Consider the following 26114-nt stretch of genomic DNA (forward strand, 5'->3'; position numbering starts at 1 on the left):
CGGTTCTTCATGATAGGCCGTTGTCCTACGGCCACATCTCGGCGTTGCGTATCACGCGCTCGTCTCCGATACGGCGCGTGAAGCCTACCTTATCAAAGAATTCGAGTATGTGAATGGCCAGCTTGCGGCCGGTGCCGATGCGGTCGCGAAAGTCGGCTGCGCGGATCCTGCCGTGCTCGCGTTCGAGTGCCTGCACGATGGCGGCCATCTCGGCCACCGTGGCGGCCGGATAGAAGTGGTCGCGGCGCACCTGGTAGAGCCGGCCGAGGCGGGCACAGGCGATGAGCACCTCGCGGATGCGGGCTTCATCGAGGCTCTCTTTTGCGAAGCCTTCGCTGGCGGCCAGATCGCGCACTCGCGGCGGTTGGAAGCCTGCCTCGGCGATGTGCGGTTCGAGCCGTTGCCAACGTGCTTCGTCCGCTTCGCCGAGGCTGGCCTGGTGACCGGGCAGGGCGACGAAGGGGCCGTGGGACACCAGCTTGCCGCAGGCCACCAGCCGCTCGATCAGCTGCCGGCCCGTCGCTTCGGGTAGCTGCGGAACGGCCTGGCGCGTCAGCCGGCCGCGCTCGGTGCCCAGCATCGAAGGCTCGCGCTCGTGGTTAGTGGCCACGCTGTCGAGCAGCCGGGCTTCCAGAGCTGCGATGGCCTCGGCGGAGAAGACGCGGGTCCGTTCCCGGTTCGGTAGCGTAACGCCGCCCAGCGCCGCCACCGCGTCGATCAGCGCCGCCGGCTCGAGGTTGGCGTTGCGTGCCAGGGCGTCGAGATCGATGCCGGTAGGCTGCAGGCGTAGCCCGGCTTCCAGCGCCGGTGCCAGGTCGAGCGGCGTGCTGTCGGCGCAGCGGGCCAGGGCGGCGAGCCAGGCCAGCCGTTCGGGACGGCGCTGGCCGCGGCGCGGCGGGTCGCCCTCCAGCACCGTGGCCCCGCCCAGGGTGATGCCCGCTGCGGGATCGCGAATCACGCAGCGGTCGCCCAGGCAGGCGTGCACCGGCTCGTCCAGCACCAGCTGACCCAGCATGCTCTCACCGGGGGAGAGGTGCTGGCCTTCCAGCAGCGAGAGGCGCCCGCCATAGCGGCCCACGCCCAGGTGCACCTGCACCGGCGTCCAGTGCTTCACGCTCGGAGCCGAGTCGAGCAGCTGCAGTGCCGCGTCCAGGCGACGCAGCGGCGGCGTCTCGAGCGCATCGGCGACCAGCCAGTCGCCGCGCTGAACGAGGTCGTGGTCGATGTCGCTGCCGGCCAGGTTGAGCGCCACGCGGTCGCCCTGGTGCGCCCACTCGCTCTCGCGGTTCTGGCGACGCAGGCCGCGCACCCTGGCCTTATGGCCGCTGAGGGCCAGGCGTAGCGTGTCGCCCACGCTCACCCGGCCGGCCAGTGCGGTACCGGTCACCACCACGCCGGCGCCGCGTTTGGTGAAGACCCGGTCGACGACGAAGCGGAAATGGCCGCGCACGACGGTGTCGCGCTGCGCCGAGGCCATCGCCCACAGCCGTTCGCGCAGGGCATTCACCCCTTCGCCGCTTGTGCTCGACACCTCGTGAAGCGGCGCCTCGGCCAGCGGCGTGCCGGCCAGCAGAGCGGCGATCTCCTCGCGCACCTGACGGCGGCGCGCGGCGTCGACCCGGTCGACCTTGGTCAGTGCCACCAGGCCGCGGTCGAGCCCCAGCAGGGAGAGGATCTGCAGGTGTTCGACGGTCTGCGGCATCACGCCGTCGTCGGCGGCCACCACCAGCAGCACCGTATCGACCCCGGCGCTACCGGCCACCATGTGATGCAGGAAGCGCACGTGACCGGGCACGTCGACGAAGCCGAGCTCGACGCCCTCGGCCACCTCGGGATAGGCGAAGCCGGGCTCGATGGTCAGGCCACGTGCTTTCTCCTCCTTCAGCCGGTCGGTGTCGATACCGGTGAGCTGCTGGATCAGGGCGGTCTTGCCGTGGTCGACGTGGCCGGCGGTGCCGACGATCACGGCGTGTCTCCCGGCGGGGCAGCGCCATACAGGCGGGGCAGCTGCTCCAGCTGACCGATGAAGATGGCGATTTCCGCCTCGCCGGCCAGGCAGCGCAGGTCAAGGTGCAGGGCGCCATCGCCGATGCGCCCGATGACCGGGCGCGGCAGCTGGCGCAGGGCGCCTTCCAGGCGATGCAGCTGACGCTCGCGCTGGCGTCGCTGCTCGGCGCGGGGGCGCCATGTCAGGGCCCGGCTTGGCAGCCGGTCCACCGGCAGTGAGCCGCTACCGAGCTGGCTGGCGCAGGGGGCGAGCGTCACTTCGAAGTCGCTGAGCAGACTGCTCACATGGGGGAGCAGGCGTTCGCCGGTGGCGGCGATCTCCGCCTCGAGGCGGGTCAGCAGCGCCAGGGTGGGGATGTCGCGCTCGGGGGCGTCGCTGTCGCGGTAGAGGCGCAGGGTGGCCTCCAGCGCCGCCAGGGTCAGTTTGTCCAGGCGCAGGGCGCGCTTGAGGGGATGGCGCTTGATGGTCTGGATGGCTTCCCGGCGGCCGACGATGATGCCCGCCTGGGGGCCGCCGAGCAGCTTGTCACCGCTGAAGGTGACCACATCGGCGCCGGCGGCGATGGCGTCATTCGGCTGCGCCTCGTAGGGCAGGCCGAGGGCGGTGAAGTCGGCCAGCGCGCCGCTGCCCAGGTCGACCAGCAGGGGGACGCCGTGAGCGTGGGCGATCTCGGCCAGCGTGGGTTCCGGCACGCTCTTGGTGAAGCCGGTGATGGCGTAGTTGGAGGTGTGCGCCTTGACGATCAGCCCGGTGTGCTCGCCGATGGCGGACTCGAAGTCCCGCGGGTGGGTGCGGTTGGTGGCGCCCACCTCGCGCAGCCGGCAGCCGGCCGCCTGCATGATGTCGGGCATGCGGAAGGCACCGCCGATCTCGATCAGCTCGCCGCGGGAGATCAGCGCCTCGCGTCCGGCTCCCAGGGCGCCCAGCGCCAGCAGCACGGCGCCGGCGTTGTTGTTGACCACGGTGGCGGCCTCGGCGCCGGTCAGTTCGCACAGCAGATCCTCGACCAGGCGGTCGCGGTCGCCGCGGCCGCCATCGTCCAGATCGTACTCCAGCGCCATGGGGTGGCGTGCGGCATCGGCCATGGCCGTGATGGCCGCCTCGGCGAGGGTGGAGCGGCCCAGGTTGGTGTGGATCACGGTACCGGTGAGATTGAATACCGCGCGGGAAGCCGGGCGGGCCAGCTCGGTGAGCCGCTCGATGGCGGCGTTGGCCAGGGCGTCGCCATCGACGCTTTCACTGGTCTTCTGGTCAGCGGCGAGCTGCTGGCGGGCCTCGTCCAGGGTCTGGCGTACCGCGCGCCGCACGAGGCGGTGGCCATGGCGGGCGCGGGCGGCGGCCACGGCGGGATGGGCCAGCAGGGTATCCACTGCGGGCAGGCTGCGTCGAACGTCCATTGTCGTGCTCGTGTCCATGTCGGAGCGATCAGGTGGCGTTGCCAGGCGCCTAAGCGCACTGTGGCTCCCTATGGCATAGCATGTCCGACCGCGCGGCGTCCAACCGCCGGCTCAGCCTTCGGCGATCAGCAGCGGGTTATAGCCGCTGCGTCGGTAGCGCCCCTCCTCGCCCAGCAGCAGGTCCAGCGCCAGGCTGGCCAGGTCGTCGGCCAGCGGCTCGGCCTCGGCGTCCAGCGTGCGGGGGAATATCTTGAGATAGCTGCCGCAGTCGCCGCAGGCCTCGGCCTGGGCCGCCTCGGCAGTCGCTTCGTCTTCCCCTTCGCTCGCTTGCGGCGCCAGGCTCAAGTAGCTGAGCTTGCCGCTCTGCTCGCACACGCTGCACAGGGAGCGTTCGAAGTACCATTGGGTCGCGCACAGGCCGCACTGCAGGTAGCGTACGCCGCTGCAGCTGGCCTCGCTCTCGATCACGCTGGCCACTGGCGGCGAACCGCAGCAGGGGCACAGGGTACGTGTCTCGCCGCTGGGGCGGGCCGGGGCATGCGGCAGCGCCTGCACCAGCCGCTGCCAGGCCACCTGCAGGGCAGCGGCGATCAGCGGCATCAGCCCACGGTGCTGCTCGTCACCGGCCTCACCGGCCAGGAGCTGGGCCATGAGCTGCTTCAGCGTGGCGTCGGGCAGTTCGCGCAGGGCGGCGATGAGGGGGCGTTGAGCCTCGCCCACGTGCAGCTCCAGTGCGCCGAGCAGAGCCGTCAGCTCGCCCTGGATGTCGATGTCGCCCTGCAGCGCCTGGGCATTGAGCGGCGGCATGCCGTGCTCCAGCGCCAGGTGAAACGCCTCGGGCCCGGGCTGCCAGCCCGTGGCCCGCTCCAGCGCCACCTGCTGGGCGGTGGCCAGCTGGGCCATGAAACCGAGAAACTCTCCCAGCGGGGCGTTGCGTTCGGCCAGCGCCTGCAGACGCCGCGCGCGCCGGGCGAAGTGGTCGTCGCCGGGCAGGCGGACCTCGGGCGGTTGCATGATCCCCGAGGGGGCATTGCCATAAGCGTGGGTCACGGCGACTCCCCTTTGCGGCTTTCGTGGCGGCGGCTTATCTCGCGGTGCTTGCGCTCCTTCTCCATCTCTTCCTCGTACCACAGGTCATGATGATGGCGGGCCCAGGCCTTGCTCACCCGGCCGCGCACCATGGCCTGGAACGAGCCCTTGACCCAGATGCCCGAGTAGATGTGGATGATCAGGGTGATGATGGCGAGAAAGGCGAGGTAGGCGTGGCCCATCGAGGCCAGCCGGCGCAGAGTGATCGGTACTTCTTCACCGACCAGGGGCTGCCACATCAGCACGCCGCTGATCAGCAGCAGCGGTACGCACAGCAGCATGACCCAGTACACCAGCTTCTGGCCGGCGTTGTTCTTGCCCACCGGCGGCAGCTTCTCGTCGCGATTGGCCAGCACGTCGTCGATCTGCTTGAGCCACTGCACGTCGTGGCGCTTGAACAGGCTCTCCTTGAAGAAGCGGATCGCCATCAGCACGAACAGCAGCGACATGAACAGGCCGATCCAGGGGTGCAGGATGCGGGTCATGGTGGGGCCGCCGAACAGCCCGGTCAGCGACCAGAAGAAGGGGTGAAAGAAGGGCAGCCCGCTGAGCACCAGCAGCACGAAGCTGATGGCGACGAGCCAGTGCAGCAGGCGTGTCCAGACGCCGTAGCGCAGCAGCTGCGGATCCGTCTTGGCCAGGCTCATGGTCGCTCCTCCCGTTCCCGCTGGCGGGCCTCGTCGTCGCGCACCGCCTGCTCGTCCTCCTCGCCGTGCTCCTTGGGGCCGGCGGTGGCGTAGTGGAGAAAGCCGGTCAGGGCGGCCAGGCCGATGGCCGCCGAGGCCAGCGGTTTGGTCACGCCCTTCCAGGCGCTGACCATCGGGCTGATGCGGGGATCCTCCGGCAGGGCGCTGTAGAGCCCCGGCTTGTCGGCATGCTGCAGCACGTAGATCACGTGGGTGCCGTCCACGCCCTCGGGGTTGTAGACCCCGGCGTTGTCGTAGCCGCGGCTCTTGAGAAAGTTGGTGCGGGTCTCGGCCAGGTCGAGCATGTCGTCCCGGGTGCCGAACATGATCGAACCGGTGGGGCACGACTTGACGCAGGCCGGCTCCAGGCCGTGGAACACCCGGTCGGAGCACAGCGTGCACTTGTACGACTTGCCGTCCACCTCCGAGATGCGCGGTACGTCGAAGGGGCAGCCGGTGACGCAGTAGCCGCAGCCGATGCAGTGCTCGGAGTTGAAGTCGACGATGCCGTTGGCGTACTGCACGATGGCGCCGGGTGCCGGGCAGGCCTCGAGGCAGCCGGGGTCGGCGCAGTGCATGCAGTTGTCCTTGCGGATCAGCCACTCCAGGTTGCCCTGCTCGTTCTCGTACTCGTCGAAGCGCATCACCTGCCAGGTATTGGGGGTGAGATCGAGCGGGTTGTCGTACTCGCCGACGTTGTTGCCGACCTCGTCGCGCAGGTCGTTCCACTCGGCGCAGGCGACCTGGCACGCCTTGCAGCCGATGCAGCGCGACACGTCGATCAGCTTGGTCACCGGGTCGATGCCCCCCGTTCGCTCCTGGGGCGAGGGCACCGTGGTCGCCGAGCGGGCGATGATGTTCTGCAGATTGACCTGTTCGCCTCTCATCTTGGCCTCCTTGCGCTACAGCTTGTCGACGCGCACCAGGAACGACTTGTACTCCGGCGTCTGGGTGTTGGCGTCGCCCACCGATGGGGTCAGCGTGTTGGTCAGATGGGCCTTCTTGGTCTCGCCGAGAAAGCCCCAGTGCAGCGGAATGCCCACCTGATGCACCGTCTTGCCGGCCACCTGCAGCGGACGAATGCGCTTGGTCACCACCGCCACCGCATCGATGTAGCCGCGCTTGGAGCTGACCCGCACCCGATCGCCCTTGGCGATGCCCAGCTCCTGGGCCAGGCTCTCGCCGATCTCGACGAACTTCTCCGGTTGGGCGATGGCGTTGAGCCGGTTGTGCATCGTCCAGTAGTGGAAGTGCTCGGTCAGGCGATAGCTGGTGGCGGCATGGGGGAACTCCTCGAAGGTGCCGAGGTTTTCCCGATCCTGCGGGAAGATGCGCGCTCCCGGGTTGTGCTTGGCCAGCGGGTTGTCCGGGTGCAGCGGGTTGTTCGCGACTGGCGTTTCGAAGGGTTCGTAGTGCTCCGGGAAGGGCCCCTCCTTCATGCGGTCGCGGGCGAACAGCTGGCCGCGCCCGGTCTGATTCATGATGAACGGGCCTTGGGTCGCCTCGGGCGGCGAGTCCTCGGGAAAGTCAGGCACGTCGTTACCGACCCAGCGTTCGCCGTCCCACCACACCACGGCCTTGTTGGCCGCCCACGGCGTGCCGTCGGGGCGGGCGCTGGCGCGGTTGTAGAGGATGCGGCGGTTGGCCGGCCACGACCAGGCCCAGCCAAGGGTCTGGCCGGTGCCGTAGGGGTCGGAGTTGTCGCGGCGCACCATCTGGTTGCCGCCCTCGGTCCAGCAGCCGGCGAAGATCCAGCAGCCGCAGGCAGTGGAGCCGTCGGCGCGCAGGAAGCCGAAATCCTCGATTTGCTCGCCGGCGCGTACCACCAGGTTGCGGTCCTCGTCGAAGACGTCCTCCAGCGCCCAGCCGTTGTACTCCCGAGCCAGCTCCTCGGGGCTCGGTTCCTCCGGCCGGCGGTAGGGCCAGTGCAGGTTGAGGATGGGGTCGGGGAAGGCACCGCCTTCTTCCTGGTAGAGCCGTTGCATGCGCAGAAAGATGCCGGCCAGGATCGCCGTGTCGGGCTTGGCTTCGCCCGGCGGTGGCGCGGCCTGCCAGAACCACTGCAGCCAGCGCGAGCTGTTGACGATGGTGCCGTCCTCCTCGGCGAAGCTGGTGGTGGGCAGGCGGAACACCTCGGTATCGATGGCGGCGGGGTCGACGTCGTGATACTCGCCGTGGTTCATCCAGAACTCCGCCGTTTCGGTGCGCAGCGGGTCGATCACCACCAGGAATTTCAGCTGCGACAGCGCCTCGGTGACCTTGGCCTTGTGCGGGAAGGCCGCCAGCGGATTGAAGCCCTGGCACAGGTAGCCGGTCATCTCGCCGCGATGCATGCGTTCGAAGGTGTGCAGGATGTCGTAGAGGTCCTCGCCCATCTTCGGCAGCCAGTCGTAGCACCAGTCGTTGGCCTCGGTGGCGGCGTTGCCGTACCACGCCTTCATCAGGCTGACGTGGAAGCGCTCGTAGTAGCGCCAGTAGGAGATCTCTTCAGGCACCAGCGGCGGCCGTGCACGTTCGAGGATGAAATCCTCGTAGTCCTGCTCGTCGTCGTCGGGTAGGGTCAGGTAGCCGGGCAACTGATCGGAGAGCAGCCCCAGGTCGGTCAGTCCCTGGATGTTGGAGTGGCCGCGCAGGGCGTTGACCCCGCCGCCGCGCATGCCCATGTTGCCCAGCAGCAACTGGACGATGGCCGCGGTGCGGATGATCTGCGAGCCGATGGAGTGCTGCGTCCAGCCCAGCGCATAGAGGAAAGTCATGGTCTTGTCGGGGGCGGCCGTTTCGGCGGCCATGTCCCACACGTGCTGGATCTTGTCGCGCGGCGTGCCGCACACCGAGGAGACTACGTCAAGGGTGTAGCGGCTGTAGTGCTGGCGCATCAGCTGGAACACGCAGCGCGGGTGCTCGAGTGTCTCGTCGCGCAGGGCGTGACCGTCCTCGTCGTACTGGTACTGCCAGCCCTCCATCTCGTATTCGCCGTTGTCGGTGTCGTAGCCGTTGAATAGACCGTCCTCGAAGCCGAACTCATCGGCCACCAGCAGGCTGGCGTCGGTGTAGGCGAGCACGTAGTCGCGCTGGAAGCGACCGCTCTCGATCAGGTAATGGATCAGCCCGCCGAGGAAGGCGATGTCGGTGCCGGTGCGTATCTCGGCAAAATAGTCCGCCACCGCGGCGGTGCGGGTGAAGCGCGGGTCGACCACCACCAGCCGGGCGTCGTTGTGCTCGCGCGCCTCCATCACCCAGCGGAAGCCAACAGGATGAGCCTCGGCAGGGTTGCCACCCATGCCGATGATCAGGTCTGCATTGCGAATGTCGACCCAGTGGTTGGTCATGGCACCGCGACCGAATGTTGGGGCAAGACCTGCCACCGTCGGTCCGTGTCAGACGCGCGCCTGGTTGTCGAACGCCACCATGCCCAGACTGCGGGCGATCTTGTGAGTGCAGTAGGCGGTCTCGTTGGTCGAGGCCGAGGCCGCCAGCATGCCGGTAGTGGTCCAGTGATTGACCGTATTGCCTTCGTCGTCCTGGGTAACGAAGTTGGCGTCGCGATCGTCCTTCATGTGTCGGGCGATGCGGGTGAAGGCCTCGTCCCAGCTGATCCGCTTCCACTCCCTGCTGCCGGCCTCGCGTACCTGGGGATAGCGCAGGCGCGATTCGCTGCGGATGTAGTCGAGCAGCCCCGCGCCCTTGGGGCATAGCGAGCCGCGACTCACCGGGTGATCCGGGTCGCCTTCGACGTGATAGATGTCGTCGATGTTGTTGATCGCGGCGTCGCCGCGGGCATAGATCAGCACGCCGCAGCCCACCGAGCAGTAGGTGCAGTTGCTGCGCGTGATCTTGGCGCCGGTGAGCTTGAAGTGGCGAATCGAGGCGATGGCGGGATCCGGGGCGAAGCCCATCATCGCCATGCTGGATGTGGCCATCCCCGCCGCACCGAGCTTGAAGAACTGTCTGCGCGAAACCCTGAGGGTCATGAGGCCTCCTGCCTGGTTCCCGTACCCATTGTATCGTTATGCATCTTTGCTAGCGGTCTGTATTAAGCGTAGCGACTCCTGACAGGATCGCGGTTCGTCGTTGGTTTCCGTTGGTAACGAATGGCTGCCGCGGGATGGCTGTCGCCGGGTCATCAGGGCGATTGATCGCCGCTGGCCTGGGGCTCGCCGTCTTCCTGTCGACCGGTGTCGTCGGCGCCCAGCGGTTCGTCGGGCATGACCTCGTCATCGCCTTCGCCATCCTCCTCGCGCTCGGGCGACTGGGTCTCGTAGGCCGGGCCGGCATCGGATGCGGCGGCGGGCGTCTGGAACAGCTCGTCGCCCTGGGTCTCGCCGCTGCCGCTGCCCTGATCCTCCTCTTCCATGTCGGCACCGGTGATACCGCTGGTGGTGCCGGCCCGTCCGGTGGTGACATCCGGCGCTTCGGTGATCTCCGCCGGGTCCATGCCGGCGGCACTCTCGTCCGGTGTGGCCGGGTCGGTGGCCAGTGCTGGGGCCGACCAGAGCATGATGGCTCCCAGCAGCATAGGGGGGAATGTCTTGGCTGCCATGCTTGCCTCCTTGCCTGCCGCTCTCACACACCCAGCGTAGACCCTGTCGGCTGAGGCCGACAGCGAGGAGCCTGGGTTCGATGAGTGGCAATCTCTCGCTACGCCTTTCTACACTGGAGCCAGGCCGCCCGATGGGATGCCGGGGTGGTCACGTTCGTTTCGCGTCCGGCATCGTCCATCGTCCGGCATCGTCAATGGAGTGACATCTTGCGCAGTTTACCGGCCACCCTTCCGATCCTGTTCGTCTGTGAAATCAGCTTCCTGCTCGGGCACGGTCTGATCATGACCCTGCTCGGGGTGCGCATGTCCATCGAGGGCTTCCCCTCGCACATGGCGGGCCTGCTGATGTCGAGCTTTTCGCTCGGCTTCGTGCTGGGCAGCTACCTGCTGGAAAAGCGCATTCGCAGCGTGGGGCATATCCGTGTGTTCGCCGCCTGCGCCGGCATCCTGGCGGTGACCGCCATGCTTCACGGCCTGTGGGTCGACGCCTGGGCCTGGCTGGTCTGGCGCCTGCTCGGCGGGGTCGCCACGGCCGGCATGCTGATGGTGATGGAGTCGTGGGTCTCGGGGGAGTCGACCAACGACAATCGCGGCCGGGTGCTGGCGATCTACATGATCATCTCGACCCTGTCGCTGGCCGGCGGGCAGTGGATGCTCAACCTGGCCGATCCGGCCGGCCCGGCGCTGTTCTCACTGGTCGGTATGCTGTTCGCCCTGGCGCTGGTGCCGCTGTCGATCGTGCGCATCCACGGTCCGCGCCAGACCCACGACATCCAGCCGCAGAAGATCCCGCTCAAGACGCTGTTCAAACGCGCACCGGTGGGGCTGGTGGGGGCATTCACCGCCGGATTGATGGTGCAGTCCTTCTTCGCCATGACGCCCTTTTACGGTCAGGAGATCGGCCTGACCACTGGCGAAACGGCGCGCTTCATGGCCATCACCACCATGGTGGCGCTGTTCGCCCAGTGGGGGCTCGGGCGGCTCTCCGACCGTATCGACCGGCGCAAGGTGATCCTCGGCATGGCGGTGGTGATGACGATTTCCGGTGTCCTGGTGTCGATGCTGGTGCGCATCGACTTCTGGCTGCTGGTACTGGTGGCCTGCTTCCACACCGCCATGCTGCATACCCTCTACGCTCTGAGCCTGGCCCATACCAACGACTGGCTGGAGCCCGGCGAGATCGTCGCCGCCAATGCTAAGCTGATGATCTGGTACGGCATCGGCTCGATCATCGGCCCCTTCTCGGCCTCGCTGGTGATGCAGGCGATCGGCCCCGATGGGCTGTGGATGTTCCTCGGCGGCGCCTCGCTGGCGCTGGCGCTGTTCGTGACGCTGCGCCTGCGCCGTCGTCCCGGTGAGCCGATCGAGGAAGTCGAGCAGGAGCCCTTCGTGGCGGTGCCGACCCTGGAGACGCCGCATTTCACCGAGCTCGATCCGCGCCTGGAGCCGACCCAGATGGAGTTCCACTTCGAGGAGGCCGCGGGGACGTCGCGGGAAGAGGCTGCCTGAGGCTGGCGAATGCGCCATCATGGGGGACGCCCTCAGAGGGAGAAAAAAGACCGATGCGACGTTCATTCGCCCTGCCCCGTATGCTGGGCCATGCGCTGGGCCTGCTGACCTGCCTGGCGCTGCCCATGACCGTACAGGCCGACAGCTGCCCGCCGCCGGGCCAATGGCTGCAGCCCGGCGGCGAGCGGCTCGATTCGGCGGCACTGTTCGCCAATCTCGCCGAGCGCGACGTGGTGCTGCTCGGCGAGCAGCACGACCGCATGGATCACCACCGCTGGCAGCTGCACACCCTGGCCGGCCTGCACGCCCTGCGCCCGGACATGGTGATCGGCCTGGAGATGCTGCCCCGCGAGGCCCAGCCCGCGCTGGATGCCTGGGTGGCGGGGGAGCTCGACGAGGCGGAGTTCCTCGACGCCAGCAACTGGCGCAGCGCCTGGGGCTTCGATCCGGAGCTCTACCTGCCGATCCTGCACTTCGCCCGCCTGAACCAGGTGCCGCTCAAGGCGATCAACGTCACCCCCGAGCTGCGCGGTCGCCTGGTCGGTGAGAGCTGGGATGGGGTTCCGGAGAGCGAGCGCTTCGGAATCTCTCCACCGGCCGAGGCGCTGCCGGCCTACCGCGAGCGTCTGGCCGCCGTGCATGCCCAGCATCCCAGCGCGGGGGACGATGAAGCGAGCCTCGAGCGCTTCATCGCCGCGCAGCTCGTATGGGACCGCGCCATGGCCACAGGGCTGGCCGAAGCCACTGCCGAGGGGGTGCTGGCGGTGGGGCTGATCGGCCAAGGCCACCTGCAGTACGAGCACGGGGTGCCCCATCAGCTCAACGACCTGGATGTAGACGCCCACGCTACCCTGCTGCCCTGGGCGGTGGAAGTCGACGGCTGCGAGCTGCCGCCGGCGGGGCTGGCGCATGCCGTATTCACCCTGGCCGAGACCCCGGCGCAGGCCCAGCCGCCGATGCAGCTCGGGGTCTATATCGTGCCCAATGAGGCCGGGATCGAGGTGCGCGGCATTCAGAGTGGCTCCGTGGCCGAGAGCGCGGGCCTGGAGGAGGGGGATATCATTATGCGCGCCGCGGGTGAGGCGCTGGCGAGGCCTGCCGATCTGACCCAACGGGTGCAGCGGCAGCCGCCCGGCACCCTGCTGCCGCTGGAGGTGGAGCGCAACGGTGAGCGGCGCGAGATCCTGGCGCGTTTCCCGCCGAGTGACGGCGGCAGCGGCACGCGATGAGCCGGGCCATGCCGAACGCGCTGCGCGCACTCCTGGTCGGACTGACGGCGTTCGCCCTGCTTTTCGGCATCGCTGCGGCGCGGGCCGAGGCGCTGCCCCAGGTCAGCCTCGATATCTCGCTCGATCCCGACAGTGGCCGCCTGGCGGGGGAGATGACCTTCTCGCCGCCGCCCGAGTCGAGTGACTTCACGCTTCTGCCCGGCCTCGAGCTGGTTGCCGCGCAGGCCGACGGCGACGCCATCGCGGCGGCGGCTGAGGGCGACGGCCACTATCGGCTGGCGCTGCCGCCGGGAGCCGAAACGCTGACGCTGCGCTGGCAGGGGCGGCTGGAGGACGGCGAGCGGCTAATGGTCTCGCCTCGTGGCAGCCTGCTGCCGGCCCACGGCGGCTGGTATCCGCGCTTCGACGACCTCGGCCCTTTTGCACTGACCTTGCAGATCGCGCTACCCCCAGGGCAGCGGGCGGTGGCCACCGGTTCGCTGCAGGGCGAGCCCCGGGTCGACGAGGTGGGTTATCGCGTGCGCCATGAGCATCCGCGCACGCGGGTGGTGGAGCTGGCCTCCGGCCCGTGGGTGGAGCGCAGCCGTGAGGTCGACGGCGTGCTTTTGCGCACGCTGTTCCCCGAGGCGCTCGATGCCGCCCACGCCGAAACCTACCTGGACCATGCCGCCGACTACCTGCAGCGCTTCGTCGAACGCGTCGGCCCCTATCCCTACGCCAGTTTCAGCATCGCCGCCTCGCCGGCCCCGGTTGGGCTGGCCTATCCCGGCTTCACCCTGCTCGGCGAGCGGGTCATCCCGTTGCCGTTCATCCCTCGCACTTCGCTGGCCCACGAGCTGATGCACGCCTGGTGGGGTGCCGGGGTGCTGGTCGACTATTCCAACCAAGACGGGATCGGCGGCAACTGGTCCGAGGCGCTGACCACCTACCTGGCCGACTATGCCCTCGACGAAGCCCGCGGCGAGGCGCGGGAGACCCGCCGCCGCTGGCTGCTCGATCTGGCGGCGCTGCCGGATGGCTACGACCGCCGCCTGACTGATTTCCGCGGCCAGCGCGACCCGGCGCTACGCCTGCTGGGCTATCAGCACGGCGCCATGCTGCTGCACATGCTGCGCCAGCGTATCGGCGACGAAGCCTTCGATGCGGGGCTGCGCCGCTTCGCCGAGCGCCATATGCATCGTGAGGCCGGTTGGGGCGACCTCGCGAAGGCGCTGGGCGAGGCCGCCGGCGAGTCGCTTCACGCGTTTGTCGAAGCCTGGGCGCAGCAGCCGGGGCGTCCAGCGCTGGGTGTCGAGGCCACTCGCCGTGAGACGCCGGACGGCTGGACGCTAGCGGGGGTGCTAGAGCAGAGCGGGGTGGGTGCACCCTGGCCGCTCCAGGTGCCGCTCACGGTCGAGACTACTGCCGGCGTGGAGCGGCACCGTGTTTCGCTCGAAGCGGAGCGCGCCGACTTCTCGCTGCGGCTGGAGAATGAGCCGCTCGCGCTTCTCGTCGACCCCGACTTCGACCTGCTGCGCCGGGTGGGCGGACCGCCGATCCTGCGCCGGGTGGCGCTCGATCCTGCCAGTCGGCTGCTGGCCTTGGAGGCCTCGCTGGCCGAGCCGGTCAGGCAGGCCCTGGGTGCCCCGCTGCCTTCTGCCAGCGAGGGGATGTCGCTGGCAGAAGGCGCGCCGCCGCTGCTGTTGGTGGGGCTGACCGAGCCCGTCGCTGGCTGGCTCGAGGGCCAGGGGCTCGATGGTGTCGTCCCCGACATGGCGCAACGTGGCCAGGCACGGGCCTGGACCCTGCCCGGCACCACCGTGACGGCGGTCAGCGCTGACGACCGGGAGACCCTCATGCGCCTGCTGGGCAGCCTGCGCCATCAGCTGGCACATGGCTACCTGATCGTGGACGGCGACGAAACGACTACCGGCGCCTGGCCGCTCGAGGAGACGGCCCTGCGCGTCGATTGGTCGCCCTGATCGCTTGCACGCAGCGGTGCTCGATGCGCTATCGTATCGGGAGCCGCCGGATGCCCGGCGCACGACTCGATCATGTCGCGAAAGCGCACGGAATCTGCTGGAGGATTGCCTTGGCCATTTCCCGTTTTGCCGATCTGCTGGACGAGGCGCGTCGTCAGCCCGAGCCGCAGCGGCTGCTGTTCGTCTTCACCCGCGCCGAGCTGCCGGACAACCCCACCGAGGAGCAGCGTGAGCGCTTCGAGCAGGGTGAGGGTGGCGCGCTGACCCCGGTACTGTGCGTCGACAAGGCGCCCGAGGAGCTCAGTGACATGGATGCGCTGGTGGCGGAGTCGCAGCACACCGGCATTGAGTGGGACGTCGTCTTCGTCGGCGCGCTGTCCGGCCGCGGCCGAGAGGCGCCCACCAGCGAGGAGGCCGAGAACCATGTGCAGCGTATGGTGCAGTCGCTGCAGATGGGCAATACCCAGAGCTTCCTGGCGCTGAATCGTCAGGGTGAGGCGATAGCCTTGCAATAGCGTTTCGGTGACACCATAGAGAACCCTTATCGGAACCATGGCGGCAATCAATTTTCGCCTATGGGTTGCGATAGATAAGATAGCCCCCGTATTCGGATCACCCCACCAATGACACGGAGCATTACTGAATGTCCCTGATCAACACCGAAGTCCAGCCGTTCAAGGCCACCGCTTTCCACAACGGCGAGTTCGTCGAAGTCTCCAACGAGGACCTGAAGGGCCAGTGGTCTGTGGTGATCTTCATGCCGGCCGCGTTCACCTTCAACTGCCCGACCGAAGTCGAGGACGCCGCCGAGCATTACGAGGAGTTCAAGAAGGCCGGTGCCGAGGTCTACATCGTCACCACCGACACTCACTTCTCGCACAAGGTATGGCACGAGACTTCCCCGGCGGTGGGCAAGGCCAAGTTCCCGCTGGTCGGTGACCCGACTCACCAGCTGACTCGCGCTTTCGGTGTGCATATCGAAGAAGCCGGTCTGGCCCTGCGCGGCACCTTCGTGATCGACCCGGAAGGCGTGATCAAGACCCTGGAGATCCACGACAACGCCATCGCCCGCGACGTCGCCGAGACCCTGCGCAAGCTGAAGGCCGCCCAGTACGTTCGCAACAACCCGAACGAAGTCTGCCCGGCCAAGTGGAAGGAAGGCGAGCAGACTCTCGCTCCCTCCTTGGATCTGGTCGGCAAGATCTAAGGAAACACTGATTCATTGCTGCGCTCGATATCTTGGCCACCGGCGGTGCTCGAAATCCTCACCTAGTACCGCATAGGCTCCGGTTGACTCGCAGCCTTCGGCTTCTCGCCCCTTCGGGGCCAGCCTACGGCTGTTTGTCGCTTCGCTCGGTACTGCGCTCCGGCGGTGGCCAACCTCTCATCGCTCGCGACATGAATCAGCAGTTCCCTAAGTCGAATCATCGCGAGGCTGCGAGCTGGCCTCGCGTTCCCGCCCGGGCATGTGCTGCCCGGGCGATTTTCCGATACGTGCAAGCCCATGCCTGTGCCGACGCCACGTCAGCGCTGAGAGCATCGTCTTGCCATTTTCCAGCCCAGACATGAAGGAAACCGCTGTCATGTTGGACGACAATCTGAAAAGTCAGCTAAAAGCCTACCTGCAGAAGGTCACGCAGCCGTTCGAGATCGTCGCATCCCTCGATGACGGCGCGAAATCCCAGGAGCTGCATGGGCTGCTGAAGGACATCGTCGCCCTGAGCGACAAGATCACCCTGCGCCTGGACGGTACGGATGCGCGCAAGCCTTCCTTCGCCCTGAACCGTCCCGGCGAGGAGCCCGGCGTGGTCTTCGCCGGTATCCCCATGGGCCACGAGTTCACCTCGCTGGTGCTGGCGCTGCTGCAGGTGGGCGGTCATCCGCCCAAGGTCAGCGACGACACCCTCGCCCAGATCAAGGCGCTCGAAGGCGAGTTCCACTTCGAGACCTACTACTCGCTGTCGTGCCAGAACTGCCCCGACGTGGTGCAGGCGCTCAACCTGATGGCCATCTTCAACCCGGGCGTGCGCCACGTCGCCATCGACGGCGCGCTGTTCCAGGACGAGGTCGAACAGCGCCAGATCATGTCGGTGCCGAGCATCTACCTCAACGGCGAACCCTTCGACCAGGGGCGCATGAGCCTGGAGCAGATCCTGGCCAAGGTCGACACCGGCGCGGCCCAGCGCGAGGCGGCCAAGCTCAACGAGAAGGATGCCTTCGACGTGCTGGTGGTGGGCGGTGGCCCGGCCGGCGCCGCAGCGGCCATCTACGCCGCGCGCAAGGGAATCCGCACCGGCGTGGCGGCCGAACGCTTCGGCGGCCAGGTGCTCGATACCATGGCCATCGAGAACTTCATCTCCGTGCCCTACACCGAAGGCCCCAAGCTGGCCGCGGCCCTCGAGCAGCACGTCACGGAGTATGAAGCCGACATCATGAACCTGCAGCGTGCGGTCAGGCTGATCCCGGCCTCCGACCAGGGCGGCGAGCATGAGGTGGAGTTCGCCTCCGGCGCGCGCCTCAAGAGCAAGACGCTAATTCTCTCTACCGGCGCCCGCTGGCGCGAGATGAACGTGCCAGGCGAGGCCGAGTACCGCAACAAGGGCGTGGCTTACTGCCCCCACTGCGATGGTCCGCTGTTCAAGGGCAAGCGCGTGGCGGTGATCGGCGGCGGCAACTCCGGCGTCGAGGCGGCCATCGATCTGGCTGGCATCGTCGGTCACGTAACGCTGATCGAGTTCATGGACGAGATGCGTGCCGACGCAGTGCTGCAAAAGAAGCTGCGCAGCCTGTCCAACGTCGAGATCATCCTCGGCGCGCGTACCACCGAAGTGAACGGCGACGGCACTCGGGTCAACGGCCTGACGTACGAGGAGCGTGCCAGCGGCGAGATCAAGCGGCTCGAGCTGGAGGGCATCTTCGTCCAGATCGGCCTGGTGCCCAATACCGAGTGGCTTACCGATTCGCCCATCGAGCTCTCATCGCGCGGCGAGATCGTGATCGACGAGCGCGGCATGACCTCGGTGCCCGGTATCTTTGCCGCCGGCGACGTCACCACCGTGCCCTACAAGCAGATCGTCATCGCCATGGGCGAGGGCTCGAAGGCCGCACTTGGCGCCTTCGACTATCTGATTCGCCACTGACGCCCTGATACGTCACTGACGTCCGCGGCCGGCAACGGGAACTCGTTGCCGGCCGCCGCTTCACTCGATGCCCCGCAGGCCATGACCTGCGGGGCATCGTCTTTTCAGCGGTCTCGATCTCCGCCTGTCGCTCCTCCTTCCAGGTGGCACTCTGCAGGTGCAAGTGGGCTGCCGGTAGGCTCTGGGCGCACTAAGGCGGTGCGTTCTCACAGGACGGATCGCCTTGGCTGCGACCGTTGAATAAGTGTTTTGCCTGCTCTATCCCTGTCCTGGAACAATCCTTGCTAAGGTGCTGGGCACATGCCCAGGCATGCATCACTCAAGAAGACCAATAACCCATCGAGGATATTTTTCATGCGTGACAACAAGAACAAGTGGCTACTGGCCACTTCCGCAGCGGCACTGGCACTGGGTAGCGCCTCCCTGGCTTCGGCCAACACCCTGCAGAACACCCTCGAGCGTGGCGCCGTCCAGTGTGGCGTCAGCGACGGCCTGCCGGGCTTCTCCGCCCCCGACGACCAGGGCGAATGGCAGGGGCTGGACGTCGATGTCTGTCGTGCCGTGGCAGCTGCGGTATTCGGCGATGCCGAAGCCGTGCGCTACATCTCCCTGAACGCCGTGGAGCGTTTCACCGCGCTGCAGTCCGGCGAGGTCGACATCCTTTCGCGCAACACCACCTGGACCACCACTCGCGATACCACTCTGGGTCTGAACTTCACCGGCGTGACCTTCTACGACGGTCAGGGTTTCCTCGTTTCGCGTGACCTCGGCGTGACCAGCGCCAAGGAACTCGACGGCGCTGCGGTCTGCACCCAGTCGGGCACCACCACCGAGCTCAACCTGGCGGACTACTTCCGTGCCAACGGCATGGAGTTCCAGCCCATCGTCTTCGATACCTCCGAGCAGACCGTGGGCGGCTTCGAAGCCGGTCGCTGTGACGTGCTGACCTCCGATACCTCCCAGCTCGCCGCGCTGCGTATCCAGCTCTCCGACCCGGATGGCGCCGTGGTCCTCTCCGACGTCATCTCCAAGGAGCCGCTGGGGCCGTCGGTGCGCCAGGGCGACGATCAGTGGTTCAACATCGTCAAGTGGGCGCTGTTCGCCATGATCAATGCCGAGGAGTATGGCATCACCAGCGAGAACGTCGACGAGATGCGCGAGTCTGACAACCCCAACATCGCTCGTCTGCTGGGACAGGACGGCAATTATGGTGAGGGCATGGGTCTCGACGCCAACTGGGCCTACAACATCATCAGCCAAGTGGGTAACTACGCCGAGAGCTACGACCGCAACGTGGGCATGGACTCACCGCTGCAGATCGAGCGTGGCGTGAACGCCCTGTGGACCGATGGCGGCATCATGTACGCTCCGCCGATTCGTTGATCGCCCGCCCGAGTCACCTGCGGTGCCTCGATCCAACCCTGCCCCGGCCTGGATACCCCCAGGCCGGGGTTTGATAACTGCTTGACGGATCCAGGCGGAGAGTCCCTTCATGTCCGTTCGTCCCAAAGCTCACTCGCTGGGCCCCAAACCGCCTTTCTGGCGCGACCGCGCCAAGCGCGCCCTGATCTTCCAGGCGCTGCTGGTTGCCGCTGTCGTCGCCTTTCTGCTCTACATCATCGGCAATACCCAGGACAACCTGGCCGCCCGCGGCATCACCACCGGCTTCGGCTTTCTCGACAGAACCGCCGGTTTCGGCATCGGCCAGACCCTGATCGAATATTCGTCCCAGAGCACCTACGGCCGTACCTTCGTGGTGGGCCTGCTCAATACGCTGCTGGTATCGGCACTGGGTGTCGTGGCCGCCACTATCATCGGCTTTATCGTCGGTATCGCGCGGCTGTCGCCCAACTGGCTGATCGCCCGACTGGCCAGCGGCTATATCGAGATATTCCGTAACATCCCGCTGCTGCTGCAGATATTCTTCTGGTACTTCGCCGTGTTGCGGGCCATGCCCGGTCCGCGCGATAGCCTGGCTTTCGGCGAAGTCATCTTTCTCAACGTGCGCGGGCTGTTTCTGCCCGAGCCGTTGTTCGAGTCGGGCTTCGGCCTGATCCCGCTGGCCTTCGGTGTCGCCGTCGTCGCCAGCATCGCGCTGACGATCTGGAACAAGCGCCGCCATGAAGCTACCGGTAAGCGCCTGCCTGCGGGCTGGATCTCGCTGGCCTTGATCGTCGGCCTGCCGCTATTCGTTCTGCTGGCGACCGGCGTACCCGTCACCTGGGACGTACCCGAGCTGCGCGGCTTCAACTTCCGCGGCGGCATCACCATCATCCCGGAGTTCCTCGCTCTGTGGCTGGCGCTCTCGATCTACACGGCGTCGTTCATCGCCGAGATCGTGCGCTCCGGTATCCAGGCGATCTCCCATGGTCAGACCGAAGCGGCCCAGGCGTTGAGCCTGCCGCAGAACCTGGTGCTGCGCCTGGTGGTGGTGCCTCAGGCGCTGCGCGTGATCATTCCGCCGCTGACCAGCCAGTACCTCAACCTGATCAAGAACTCCTCGCTGGCCACGGCCATCGGCTATCCCGACCTGGTCTCGGTATTCGCCGGTACCACGCTGAACCAGACGGGTCAGGCGATCGAGGTCATCGCCATGACCATGGCGGTCTATCTGACCATCAGCCTGCTGGTGTCGATGTTCATGAACTGGTTCAACGCCCGCGTGGCGCTGGTGGAACGCTAGGAGAGGCGCCATGACGATTCAATACAAGATGATCGAGGCGCGTCCTGCGCCGAGTAATACGGTGGGGCCTGTCGCCTGGTTGCGTGCCAACCTGTTCAGCGGGCCGGTGAACACCATTTTCACCCTGCTTGGCCTCTACCTGCTCTATCTGCTGCTGGTACCGACCATCCAGTGGGCCCTCATCAATGCCGACTGGGTCGGTACCACCCGAGACGACTGCTCACGGGAGGGGGCCTGCTGGGTTTTCGTCAGCACCCGTTTCACCCAGTTCATCTACGGCCTCTATCCGCGCAGCCAGATCTGGCGGGTCGATGTGACCTTCGCCGTCTTCGTCGGCATGATCGCCTGGCTGATGATTCCGCGCCTACCGTTCAAGCGCTGGGTGGCGCTGGCAACCCTGGTGGCCTTCCCGGTATTCGCCTACGTCATGCTCTACGGTGGCCACTTCGGCCTGCCCGTCGTGCAGACCCATCGCTGGGGCGGTCTGATGCTGACCCTGGTGCTGGCCGTGGTGGGCATGGTGGGAGCGCTGCCGATCGGTATCTTGCTGGCGCTCGGAAGGCGCTCTCAGATGCCCATCGTCAAGAGCTTCTGCGTGGTGTTCATCGAGTTCTGGCGCGGCGTGCCGTTGATCACGGTGCTGTTCATGGCCTCGGTGATGTTGCCGCTGTTCATGCCCACCGGCGTCAGCGTCGACCGCCTGATCCGCGCCTTCATCGGTATCACCCTGTTCCAGAGCGCCTACATGGCCGAGGTCATCCGTGGCGGGCTGCAGGCGATACCCCGCGGCCAGGAGGAAGCGGCGGCGGCGCTGGGCATGAGCTACTGGATGCGCATGGGCCTGATCGTGCTGCCCCAGGCGCTGAAAATGATGATTCCCGGTATCGTCAACACCTTCATCTCGCTGTTCAAGGACACCACCCTGGTCATGATCATCGGTCTGTTCGACCTGTTGGGCATCGTCCAGGCGGCACTGTCGGATTCCCGCTGGCTAGGCTTCGCCCTGGAGGGCTACGTGTTCGCCGCGTTCATGTTCTGGGTCTTCTGCTTCAGCATGTCGCGCTACAGTCAGTACCTCGAGCGGAAGCTGCACACCGGCCATAAGAGATAGGAATGAGAACAATGACTGAACAAGCAACCCAGGCCGGCAACGAGACCCCCATGGTCCAGATGCGTGGCGTCAACAAGTGGTACGGCGACTTCCACGTGCTGCGCGACATCGATCTCGAGGTCAAGCGCGGCGAGCGCATCGTCATCTGCGGCCCTTCGGGCTCGGGCAAGTCGACGCTGATCCGCTGCATCAACCATCTCGAGGAGCATCAGGCCGGCGAGATCGTGGTCGGCGGCATTCCGCTGACCCAGGACGTCAAGCGCATCGAGCAGATTCGCCGCAATGTGGGCATGGTGTTCCAGCACTTCAATCTCTTCCCGCACCTCACGGTGCTGGAGAACTGCTGTCTGGCGCCAATGTGGGTGCAGAAGAAGCCGCGGCGCGAGGCCGAGGAGCAGGCCATGCGCTACCTGGAGCGGGTGCGTATCGCCGAGCAGGCGCGCAAGTACCCGGGCCAGCTCTCCGGCGGCCAGCAGCAGCGCGTGGCGATCGCCCGCTCGCTGTGCATGCACCCCGAGGTGATGCTGTTCGACGAGCCCACCTCGGCGCTCGACCCGGAGATGATCAAGGAGGTGCTCGACGTCATGGTCGAGCTGGCCAACGAGGGCATGACCATGCTCTGCGTGACCCACGAGATGGGCTTCGCCAAGACCGTGGCCGACCGCGTGATCTTCATGGATCAGGGACAGATCATCGAGGAGAATGCGCCGGAGCCTTTCTTCAACAACCCGCAGTCCGAGCGTACCCAGCTCTTCCTCAGTCAGATCCTCGGTCACTAGGTGGCGAGACCGGCGGCGGTGTGGCTTGCTGCATCGCCGGCGTCGCCTGAGGATACGCCATGACACGGTTGCGTCCCGTGCGCTTGGCGGCATAGAGCGCCTGGTCGGCCTGAGTGCTGGCCAGGCTCTGGGCGTGCTCCAGATCCTCGCCGGGAATCAGCCGGGCGATACCGATGCTGATCGTGATGATGACGGGCGGTGCTGCGGCCATGCCCGCCAGCGGGGGAAGCGAAAAGGGGGTATCGGCGATGCTGGCCCTCAGACGTTCGCCCAGCAGCCACGCCAGAGCATCGTCGAGCCCACTGACGAATACCGCAAACTCCTCGCCGCCCATGCGGGCCAGCACGTCCTGGCCGCGCAGCTCGTTGTCCAGCCGTGTGGCGACCAGCTTGAGCAGGGCATCGCCGGCGGGGTGCCCGTAGCGATCGTTGATCTGCTTGAAGTGGTCGATGTCGAGCATCAACAGGTGGCAGAGCGTGGTCGAGGAGCGCTTTAGTGTCGTCTGCAGATGGCGTGTCAGGCCGCGTCGGTTCATCACGCCGGTGAGTTCATCGTACTCGGCGGCGAGCATGGCTCGCTCCTCTCCCTGCTTGCGACGGCTGATGTCGATGACCAGCCCCGATATGACGCTGGGCCGGCCGCTGGTGTCGCAAGCCAGTTCGGCGACGAGCTCATGCCAGCGTGCCGGGGTTCCAGGGCGTTGCAGCCGCACGTCCAGGCGAAAGCTCTGGCCTGCATCCGAGCCGTTCAGGCACTGGCGCATCCGCTTCCACAGGCGCCGCCGGTCGGCTCTTAGCATATGGGCCAGCAACCGTCGTAGCGGCAGGCGGGCATAGTCGTCGGGGTAGCCCAGCGTGCGCAGCAGGGCGCGAGAGCACCAGGTCGAACCGCTATGCAGGTCGATTTCCCAGATCCCGCATTCGGCGACCTGTTGAAACAGCTCGAACTGGCGTCGGCGGCTGGTCAGCTGGTGGCGATAGAGTGACGAGGCGATCAGTTCTGCGGCGATGATGAGTGCGTCGAGCCCGGCGCCCTCCCAGTCGAGGGGGCGCTCGCAGTCGTCGATTCCCAGCGTGCCCCACCAGCGGCCGTCCACCATGATGGGGACCGTGATCATCGAGAGTATCTGCTGGCTCTCGAGGTTCTCGCGCAGCGGCCCCGGCGCCATTCGTTCGGTGATGAAGCGTTGTGACATGCCGCGTTGACGCTCGGCGACCATGTGGCGGTAGGTGGGGTCATCGAAAACGCTGGCAAAGAAGCGAAAGCGCTTCTGCGTGAGCTGGCGATAGCGTGGCTTGGCGGCCCACTCGAACACATAGTCCTGAATGACCGCCTCGTCCTGCAGCTCCAGCAGTTGGAAGATCCATACCCGGCTGGCCCCCGAGGCCCGGCCGATCTCGCCCAGCAGTGCATCGACGCCGTCGCCCCAGAAACGTCCCTTCATCAAGGCCCGGCTGCCCTTGGCGAGAGCGGCGAGGAGGCGCATGGCGTCTGGCTGGATCGGAACCGTCATGGGTCGACTCATCCATCGGGCGGTAGACCGATCATAACAGAGGCTTACATTTCTGTTACACCGTAGCGTGCACGATGAATGGGACGAATTCTGGCCGGCCGAAGGTCAGATGCTGCCCTGAGGCTTGAGGGGCTCGGCGGGGCGTGTCACTCGTGCGCTGCCCAGCACGCTGGGTTCGATCTCGACCGAGCGTGCCTCGCTGGTCCATGCGGCCTGGGCATCATGTACTGCAGGGCGGCGCTCGAAGGAGCGCGTCACCACGTCGCCGGGTGCGAAACCGGCACGAGCGGCGAGGTGATGAGGCAACAGGCAGAGCTCGATGAGCAGGCGCAGCGTGAATGCTGCCGCCAGCCACAGCCCGGCACCCGCTGCCAGTTCGGGCCAGGCCAGGTACCAGTCGGTGGCAGCGAACCAAGGGGTGCGTGGCAGCAGCCATAGAGCGGCGGTTACAAGCAGCCCCATCTGCAACAGAAGGTGCAAGAAGAGTAGGAAGCCGCGGGACATGGGGCGGCTGGGAAACAGAAATTGGCGCATCGGGCTCCTCCCTTAGGGACATCGGCATACGATGAACGGTCCGACATCCCTGCCGGCGGTTCGATGCTACCCCAGATCGCGGCCAGCGTCAGCCGTTACGTCGGGCAGCGCTTCGCCGCTCAGTCGAGCAGGGTGATGCTGGCCGGTAGCAGCGCGTCGCGGGCGCGGTGCTCACCGAGCGCACGGCCCGCCAGGGCGGTCAGCAGGATCTGCAGCGGATCGCCGTGGCTCACCAGCAGCACGGTCTCCTGGCGCAGCGATTGCTCCAGTGAGGCGATTACCCCCTGCATGCGAGCGGCGACGCTGGCGGCGCTCTCCACGCCATGCTCGCAATGCTCCGGGTCCTGGGCATCCAGCGCCCAGACGTCGGGATAACGGCAGTCCGGCCCACCTTCGAAATCGCCGAAGTCGCGCTCGCGCAGGCGCGGCTCGGCCTGCAGCGCGAGCCCGAAGTGAGTGGCCACTCGGGTGGCGGTTTCGGTGGTACGCAGGAAGTCGGAATGCAGGATGCGAGTCGGCGATGGCCAGCGCCAGTCGTCGAGCAGCGCTTGCAGCTGTGCCTCGCCCTGGTGGGAGAGGCCGAACGCCGAGAGCCCCCTGGCCGGGGTGCTGATGATCAGGTGCCGCTCGTTGGCCTCGCTGTGACCATGCCGCATCAGCAGGTAGCGGTTGTGGCGCGAGCCCGAAGAGAATTGAAATCGGTTTGACATCGTCTTGTCACACTACCTAGATTGAAGGTTAGTTTCGTTTGCGATCATGCGGGCTTCAGCATGTTCACTTTCGAGCAGGCTAGGCGGGATGCCGGCACAGGTCATCCCGCGTCTTGCCGCAAGATCGGCATACATGAATCCAATAACTCGAATAACGACAAAGATCAGAGAGACACGCCAATGACAACACCTAAGACTTTCGGCCGCGCCGCCCTCAATTCACTGGCTCTGTCCAGCCTGCTGCCTCTGGCCCTGCTGATCTCGGCGCAGGCCCAGGCCGACTGCCCCCGCGGCGCCCTGGACACTCTTTTCTGCGACGAGGATGGCGACATGGTCGCCGATCTGCCCGCCGACGAATCCGAGTGGGCCAACCCCGATACGCTGATCTTCGCCTATACCCCGGTGGAGGATCCAGCCATCTACTCCGACATCTGGCAGCCCTTCATTGATCATCTCCAGGAAGTGACCGAGCGTAACGTACGCTTCTTCGCCGTGCAGTCCAACTCGGCTCAGGTCGAGGCCATGCGCAGCGGGCGACTGCACATCGCCGGCTTCTCCACCGGCCCGACGCCGTTCGCGGTGAACCTGGCCGGCGCGGTGCCGTTCGCCCTGATGGGCTCCGACGACGGTCAGTTCGGTTACACCCTGCAGGTCTACACTCACGTCGATTCCGGCATCGACGATCTGGAGGACCTGCGTGGCAAGCGGGTGGCGCACACCTCGCCAACGTCGAACTCCGGCAATCTGGCGCCGCGGGCGCTGTTCCCGGAGCTCGGCATCGTGCCCGATGAGGACTACGAGGTGGTCTACTCCGGCAGTCACGACCAGTCGATGCTGGGCGTGGTCGCTCGCGACTATGACGCCGCACCGGTGGCCTCCGAGGTGGTCGAGCGCATGGCGGCGCGGGGTCTCTATGATCCGGACGAGGTCAAGATCATCTACGAGACCGATGCGTTCCCCACCACCTCATATAACCATGCGCACAACCTCCACCCTGACCTGGTCGAGAAGATCAAGGAAGCCTTCTTCACCTTCGATTTCGAAGGCACGGCGCTGGGCGATGAGTTCGAGGGCGTCGACAAGTTCATCCCCATCAACTACCAGGAGCACTGGGAGGTCATCCGTACCATCCAGGCCGCCAACGACGTGCGCTACACCCGCGAGGACCTGGAGCAGGAGTAAACCTGGCAGCGTGCAGCCGGGGCCCTCGGCTTCGCCGGGGGCG

At 66.6% G+C, this 26114-nt stretch carries 21 protein-coding genes; 11 read left to right on the forward strand and 10 right to left on the reverse strand.

Features of this window, described 5'->3' with window-relative positions; all coding sequences use genetic code 11:
• Positions 1-25 precede the first annotated feature (25 nt).
• From selB to HOP58_RS01790, 7 genes are all read right to left on the reverse strand, one after another.
• Positions 26-1966 carry a selenocysteine-specific translation elongation factor gene (gene selB / locus HOP58_RS01760; protein ID WP_234259361.1) on the reverse strand — a complete coding sequence of 647 codons (1941 nt, stop codon included), beginning with the start codon at positions 1964-1966 and terminating at the stop codon, positions 26-28.
• Positions 1963-3405: an L-seryl-tRNA(Sec) selenium transferase gene (gene selA, locus HOP58_RS01765; RefSeq protein WP_234259362.1), complete on the reverse strand. Its 1443-nt coding sequence runs from the start codon at positions 3403-3405 to the stop codon at positions 1963-1965. Before selA ends, selB begins: the two co-directional genes overlap by 4 nt.
• Before the next feature lie 111 nt (positions 3406-3516).
• Complete coding sequence (gene fdhE / locus HOP58_RS01770; RefSeq protein ID WP_234259363.1) at positions 3517-4455, reverse strand: formate dehydrogenase accessory protein FdhE; 939 nt, start codon at positions 4453-4455, stop codon at positions 3517-3519.
• A complete protein-coding gene (locus tag HOP58_RS01775; protein ID WP_234254876.1) occupies positions 4452-5141 on the reverse strand; it encodes a formate dehydrogenase subunit gamma in 690 nt (229 codons plus the stop codon). Before HOP58_RS01775 ends, fdhE begins: the two co-directional genes overlap by 4 nt.
• A complete protein-coding gene (gene fdxH / locus HOP58_RS01780; RefSeq protein ID WP_234259364.1) occupies positions 5138-6067 on the reverse strand; it encodes a formate dehydrogenase subunit beta in 930 nt (309 codons plus the stop codon). Before fdxH ends, HOP58_RS01775 begins: the two co-directional genes overlap by 4 nt.
• A 15-nt stretch (positions 6068-6082) precedes the next feature.
• Positions 6083-9151, reverse strand: a complete 3069-nt coding sequence (gene fdnG / locus HOP58_RS01785) for a formate dehydrogenase-N subunit alpha (protein WP_267963258.1) — start codon at positions 9149-9151, stop codon at positions 6083-6085.
• A gap of 152 nt (positions 9152-9303) precedes the next feature.
• Positions 9304-9720, reverse strand: a complete 417-nt coding sequence (locus tag HOP58_RS01790; protein WP_234259365.1) for a hypothetical protein — start codon at positions 9718-9720, stop codon at positions 9304-9306.
• Between the two features lie 207 nt (positions 9721-9927).
• On the opposite strand from HOP58_RS01790, the gene HOP58_RS01795 reads away from it, so the two are divergent.
• The 10 genes from HOP58_RS01795 (at position 9928) to HOP58_RS01840 (ending at position 22132) form a co-directional block, all read left to right on the forward strand.
• Complete coding sequence (locus HOP58_RS01795) at positions 9928-11229, forward strand: MFS transporter (protein ID WP_234254874.1); 1302 nt, start codon at positions 9928-9930, stop codon at positions 11227-11229.
• A gap of 53 nt (positions 11230-11282) precedes the next feature.
• Positions 11283-12458: a ChaN family lipoprotein gene (locus HOP58_RS01800; RefSeq protein WP_234259366.1), complete on the forward strand. Its 1176-nt coding sequence runs from the start codon at positions 11283-11285 to the stop codon at positions 12456-12458.
• A gap of 8 nt (positions 12459-12466) precedes the next feature.
• A complete protein-coding gene (locus HOP58_RS01805) occupies positions 12467-14419 on the forward strand; it encodes a M1 family aminopeptidase (protein ID WP_234259367.1) in 1953 nt (650 codons plus the stop codon).
• Between the two features lie 110 nt (positions 14420-14529).
• On the forward strand, positions 14530-14934 hold the full coding sequence (locus HOP58_RS01810; protein ID WP_234259368.1) for a ribonucleotide reductase subunit alpha: 405 nt from the start codon (positions 14530-14532) through the stop codon (positions 14932-14934).
• A 128-nt stretch (positions 14935-15062) separates the two neighbouring features.
• Positions 15063-15626: an alkyl hydroperoxide reductase subunit C gene (gene ahpC / locus HOP58_RS01815; RefSeq protein WP_010625824.1), complete on the forward strand. Its 564-nt coding sequence runs from the start codon at positions 15063-15065 to the stop codon at positions 15624-15626.
• A gap of 376 nt (positions 15627-16002) precedes the next feature.
• Positions 16003-17559: an alkyl hydroperoxide reductase subunit F gene (gene ahpF / locus HOP58_RS01820; protein ID WP_234259369.1), complete on the forward strand. Its 1557-nt coding sequence runs from the start codon at positions 16003-16005 to the stop codon at positions 17557-17559.
• Between the two features lie 354 nt (positions 17560-17913).
• Positions 17914-18942, forward strand: a complete 1029-nt coding sequence (locus HOP58_RS01825; RefSeq protein ID WP_234259370.1) for an amino acid ABC transporter substrate-binding protein — start codon at positions 17914-17916, stop codon at positions 18940-18942.
• A gap of 109 nt (positions 18943-19051) precedes the next feature.
• Positions 19052-20242 (forward strand): amino acid ABC transporter permease, encoded by a 1191-nt coding sequence (locus HOP58_RS01830; protein WP_234259371.1) that lies wholly within the window; start codon positions 19052-19054, stop codon positions 20240-20242.
• A 10-nt stretch (positions 20243-20252) separates the two neighbouring features.
• Positions 20253-21353 carry an amino acid ABC transporter permease gene (locus tag HOP58_RS01835; RefSeq protein ID WP_234259372.1) on the forward strand — a complete coding sequence of 367 codons (1101 nt, stop codon included), beginning with the start codon at positions 20253-20255 and terminating at the stop codon, positions 21351-21353.
• Positions 21354-21403: 50 nt separating this feature from the next.
• Entirely contained in the window at positions 21404-22132 is a 729-nt protein-coding gene (locus HOP58_RS01840) for an amino acid ABC transporter ATP-binding protein (protein WP_035589725.1), read from the forward strand.
• Here HOP58_RS01840 and HOP58_RS01845 read toward each other — a convergent pair.
• From HOP58_RS01845 to HOP58_RS01855, 3 genes are all read right to left on the reverse strand, one after another.
• On the reverse strand, positions 22110-23645 hold the full coding sequence (locus tag HOP58_RS01845) for a diguanylate cyclase (RefSeq protein ID WP_234259373.1): 1536 nt from the start codon (positions 23643-23645) through the stop codon (positions 22110-22112). The two genes, HOP58_RS01840 and HOP58_RS01845, sit on opposite strands and share 23 nt — an antisense overlap.
• A gap of 105 nt (positions 23646-23750) precedes the next feature.
• Positions 23751-24179, reverse strand: a complete 429-nt coding sequence (locus HOP58_RS01850; protein WP_234259374.1) for a hypothetical protein — start codon at positions 24177-24179, stop codon at positions 23751-23753.
• Positions 24180-24298: 119 nt separating this feature from the next.
• The gene (locus HOP58_RS01855) at positions 24299-24889 is read right to left on the reverse strand and encodes a histidine phosphatase family protein (RefSeq protein WP_010625816.1); all 591 of its coding nucleotides are present in this window, start codon (positions 24887-24889) and stop codon (positions 24299-24301) included.
• A 180-nt stretch (positions 24890-25069) separates the two neighbouring features.
• On the opposite strand from HOP58_RS01855, the gene phnD reads away from it, so the two are divergent.
• Positions 25070-26071 (forward strand): phosphate/phosphite/phosphonate ABC transporter substrate-binding protein, encoded by a 1002-nt coding sequence (gene phnD, locus HOP58_RS01860; protein ID WP_234259375.1) that lies wholly within the window; start codon positions 25070-25072, stop codon positions 26069-26071.
• Positions 26072-26114: the final 43 nt, after the last annotated feature.

This window comes from Halomonas sp. MCCC 1A11062 (genome assembly GCF_021404355.1).
In the GTDB taxonomy this organism is placed as follows: domain Bacteria; phylum Pseudomonadota; class Gammaproteobacteria; order Pseudomonadales; family Halomonadaceae; genus Halomonas; species Halomonas aerodenitrificans.

Bases quoted from the DNA above. Each gene is read 5' to 3' on its own strand.
- HOP58_RS01850 (WP_234259374.1), bottom strand. From the start codon at position 24,179: ATGCGCCAATTTCTGTTTCCCAGCCGCCCCATGTCCCGCGGCTTCCTA.
- ahpF (WP_234259369.1), top strand. From the start codon at position 16,003: ATGTTGGACGACAATCTGAAAAGTCAGCTAAAAGCCTACCTGCAGAAG.
- HOP58_RS01840 (WP_035589725.1), top strand. From the start codon at position 21,404: ATGGTCCAGATGCGTGGCGTCAACAAGTGGTACGGCGACTTCCACGTG.
- HOP58_RS01825 (WP_234259370.1), top strand. From the start codon at position 17,914: ATGCGTGACAACAAGAACAAGTGGCTACTGGCCACTTCCGCAGCGGCA.
- HOP58_RS01805 (WP_234259367.1), top strand. From the start codon at position 12,467: ATGCCGAACGCGCTGCGCGCACTCCTGGTCGGACTGACGGCGTTCGCC.
- selA (WP_234259362.1), bottom strand. From the start codon at position 3,405: ATGGACGTTCGACGCAGCCTGCCCGCAGTGGATACCCTGCTGGCCCAT.
- HOP58_RS01830 (WP_234259371.1), top strand. From the start codon at position 19,052: ATGTCCGTTCGTCCCAAAGCTCACTCGCTGGGCCCCAAACCGCCTTTC.
- HOP58_RS01790 (WP_234259365.1), bottom strand. From the start codon at position 9,720: ATGGCAGCCAAGACATTCCCCCCTATGCTGCTGGGAGCCATCATGCTC.
- fdxH (WP_234259364.1), bottom strand. From the start codon at position 6,067: ATGAGAGGCGAACAGGTCAATCTGCAGAACATCATCGCCCGCTCGGCG.
- ahpC (WP_010625824.1), top strand. From the start codon at position 15,063: ATGTCCCTGATCAACACCGAAGTCCAGCCGTTCAAGGCCACCGCTTTC.
- HOP58_RS01800 (WP_234259366.1), top strand. From the start codon at position 11,283: ATGCGACGTTCATTCGCCCTGCCCCGTATGCTGGGCCATGCGCTGGGC.
- phnD (WP_234259375.1), top strand. From the start codon at position 25,070: ATGACAACACCTAAGACTTTCGGCCGCGCCGCCCTCAATTCACTGGCT.
- HOP58_RS01835 (WP_234259372.1), top strand. From the start codon at position 20,253: ATGACGATTCAATACAAGATGATCGAGGCGCGTCCTGCGCCGAGTAAT.
- HOP58_RS01855 (WP_010625816.1), bottom strand. From the start codon at position 24,889: ATGTCAAACCGATTTCAATTCTCTTCGGGCTCGCGCCACAACCGCTAC.
- HOP58_RS01845 (WP_234259373.1), bottom strand. From the start codon at position 23,645: ATGACGGTTCCGATCCAGCCAGACGCCATGCGCCTCCTCGCCGCTCTC.
- HOP58_RS01775 (WP_234254876.1), bottom strand. From the start codon at position 5,141: ATGAGCCTGGCCAAGACGGATCCGCAGCTGCTGCGCTACGGCGTCTGG.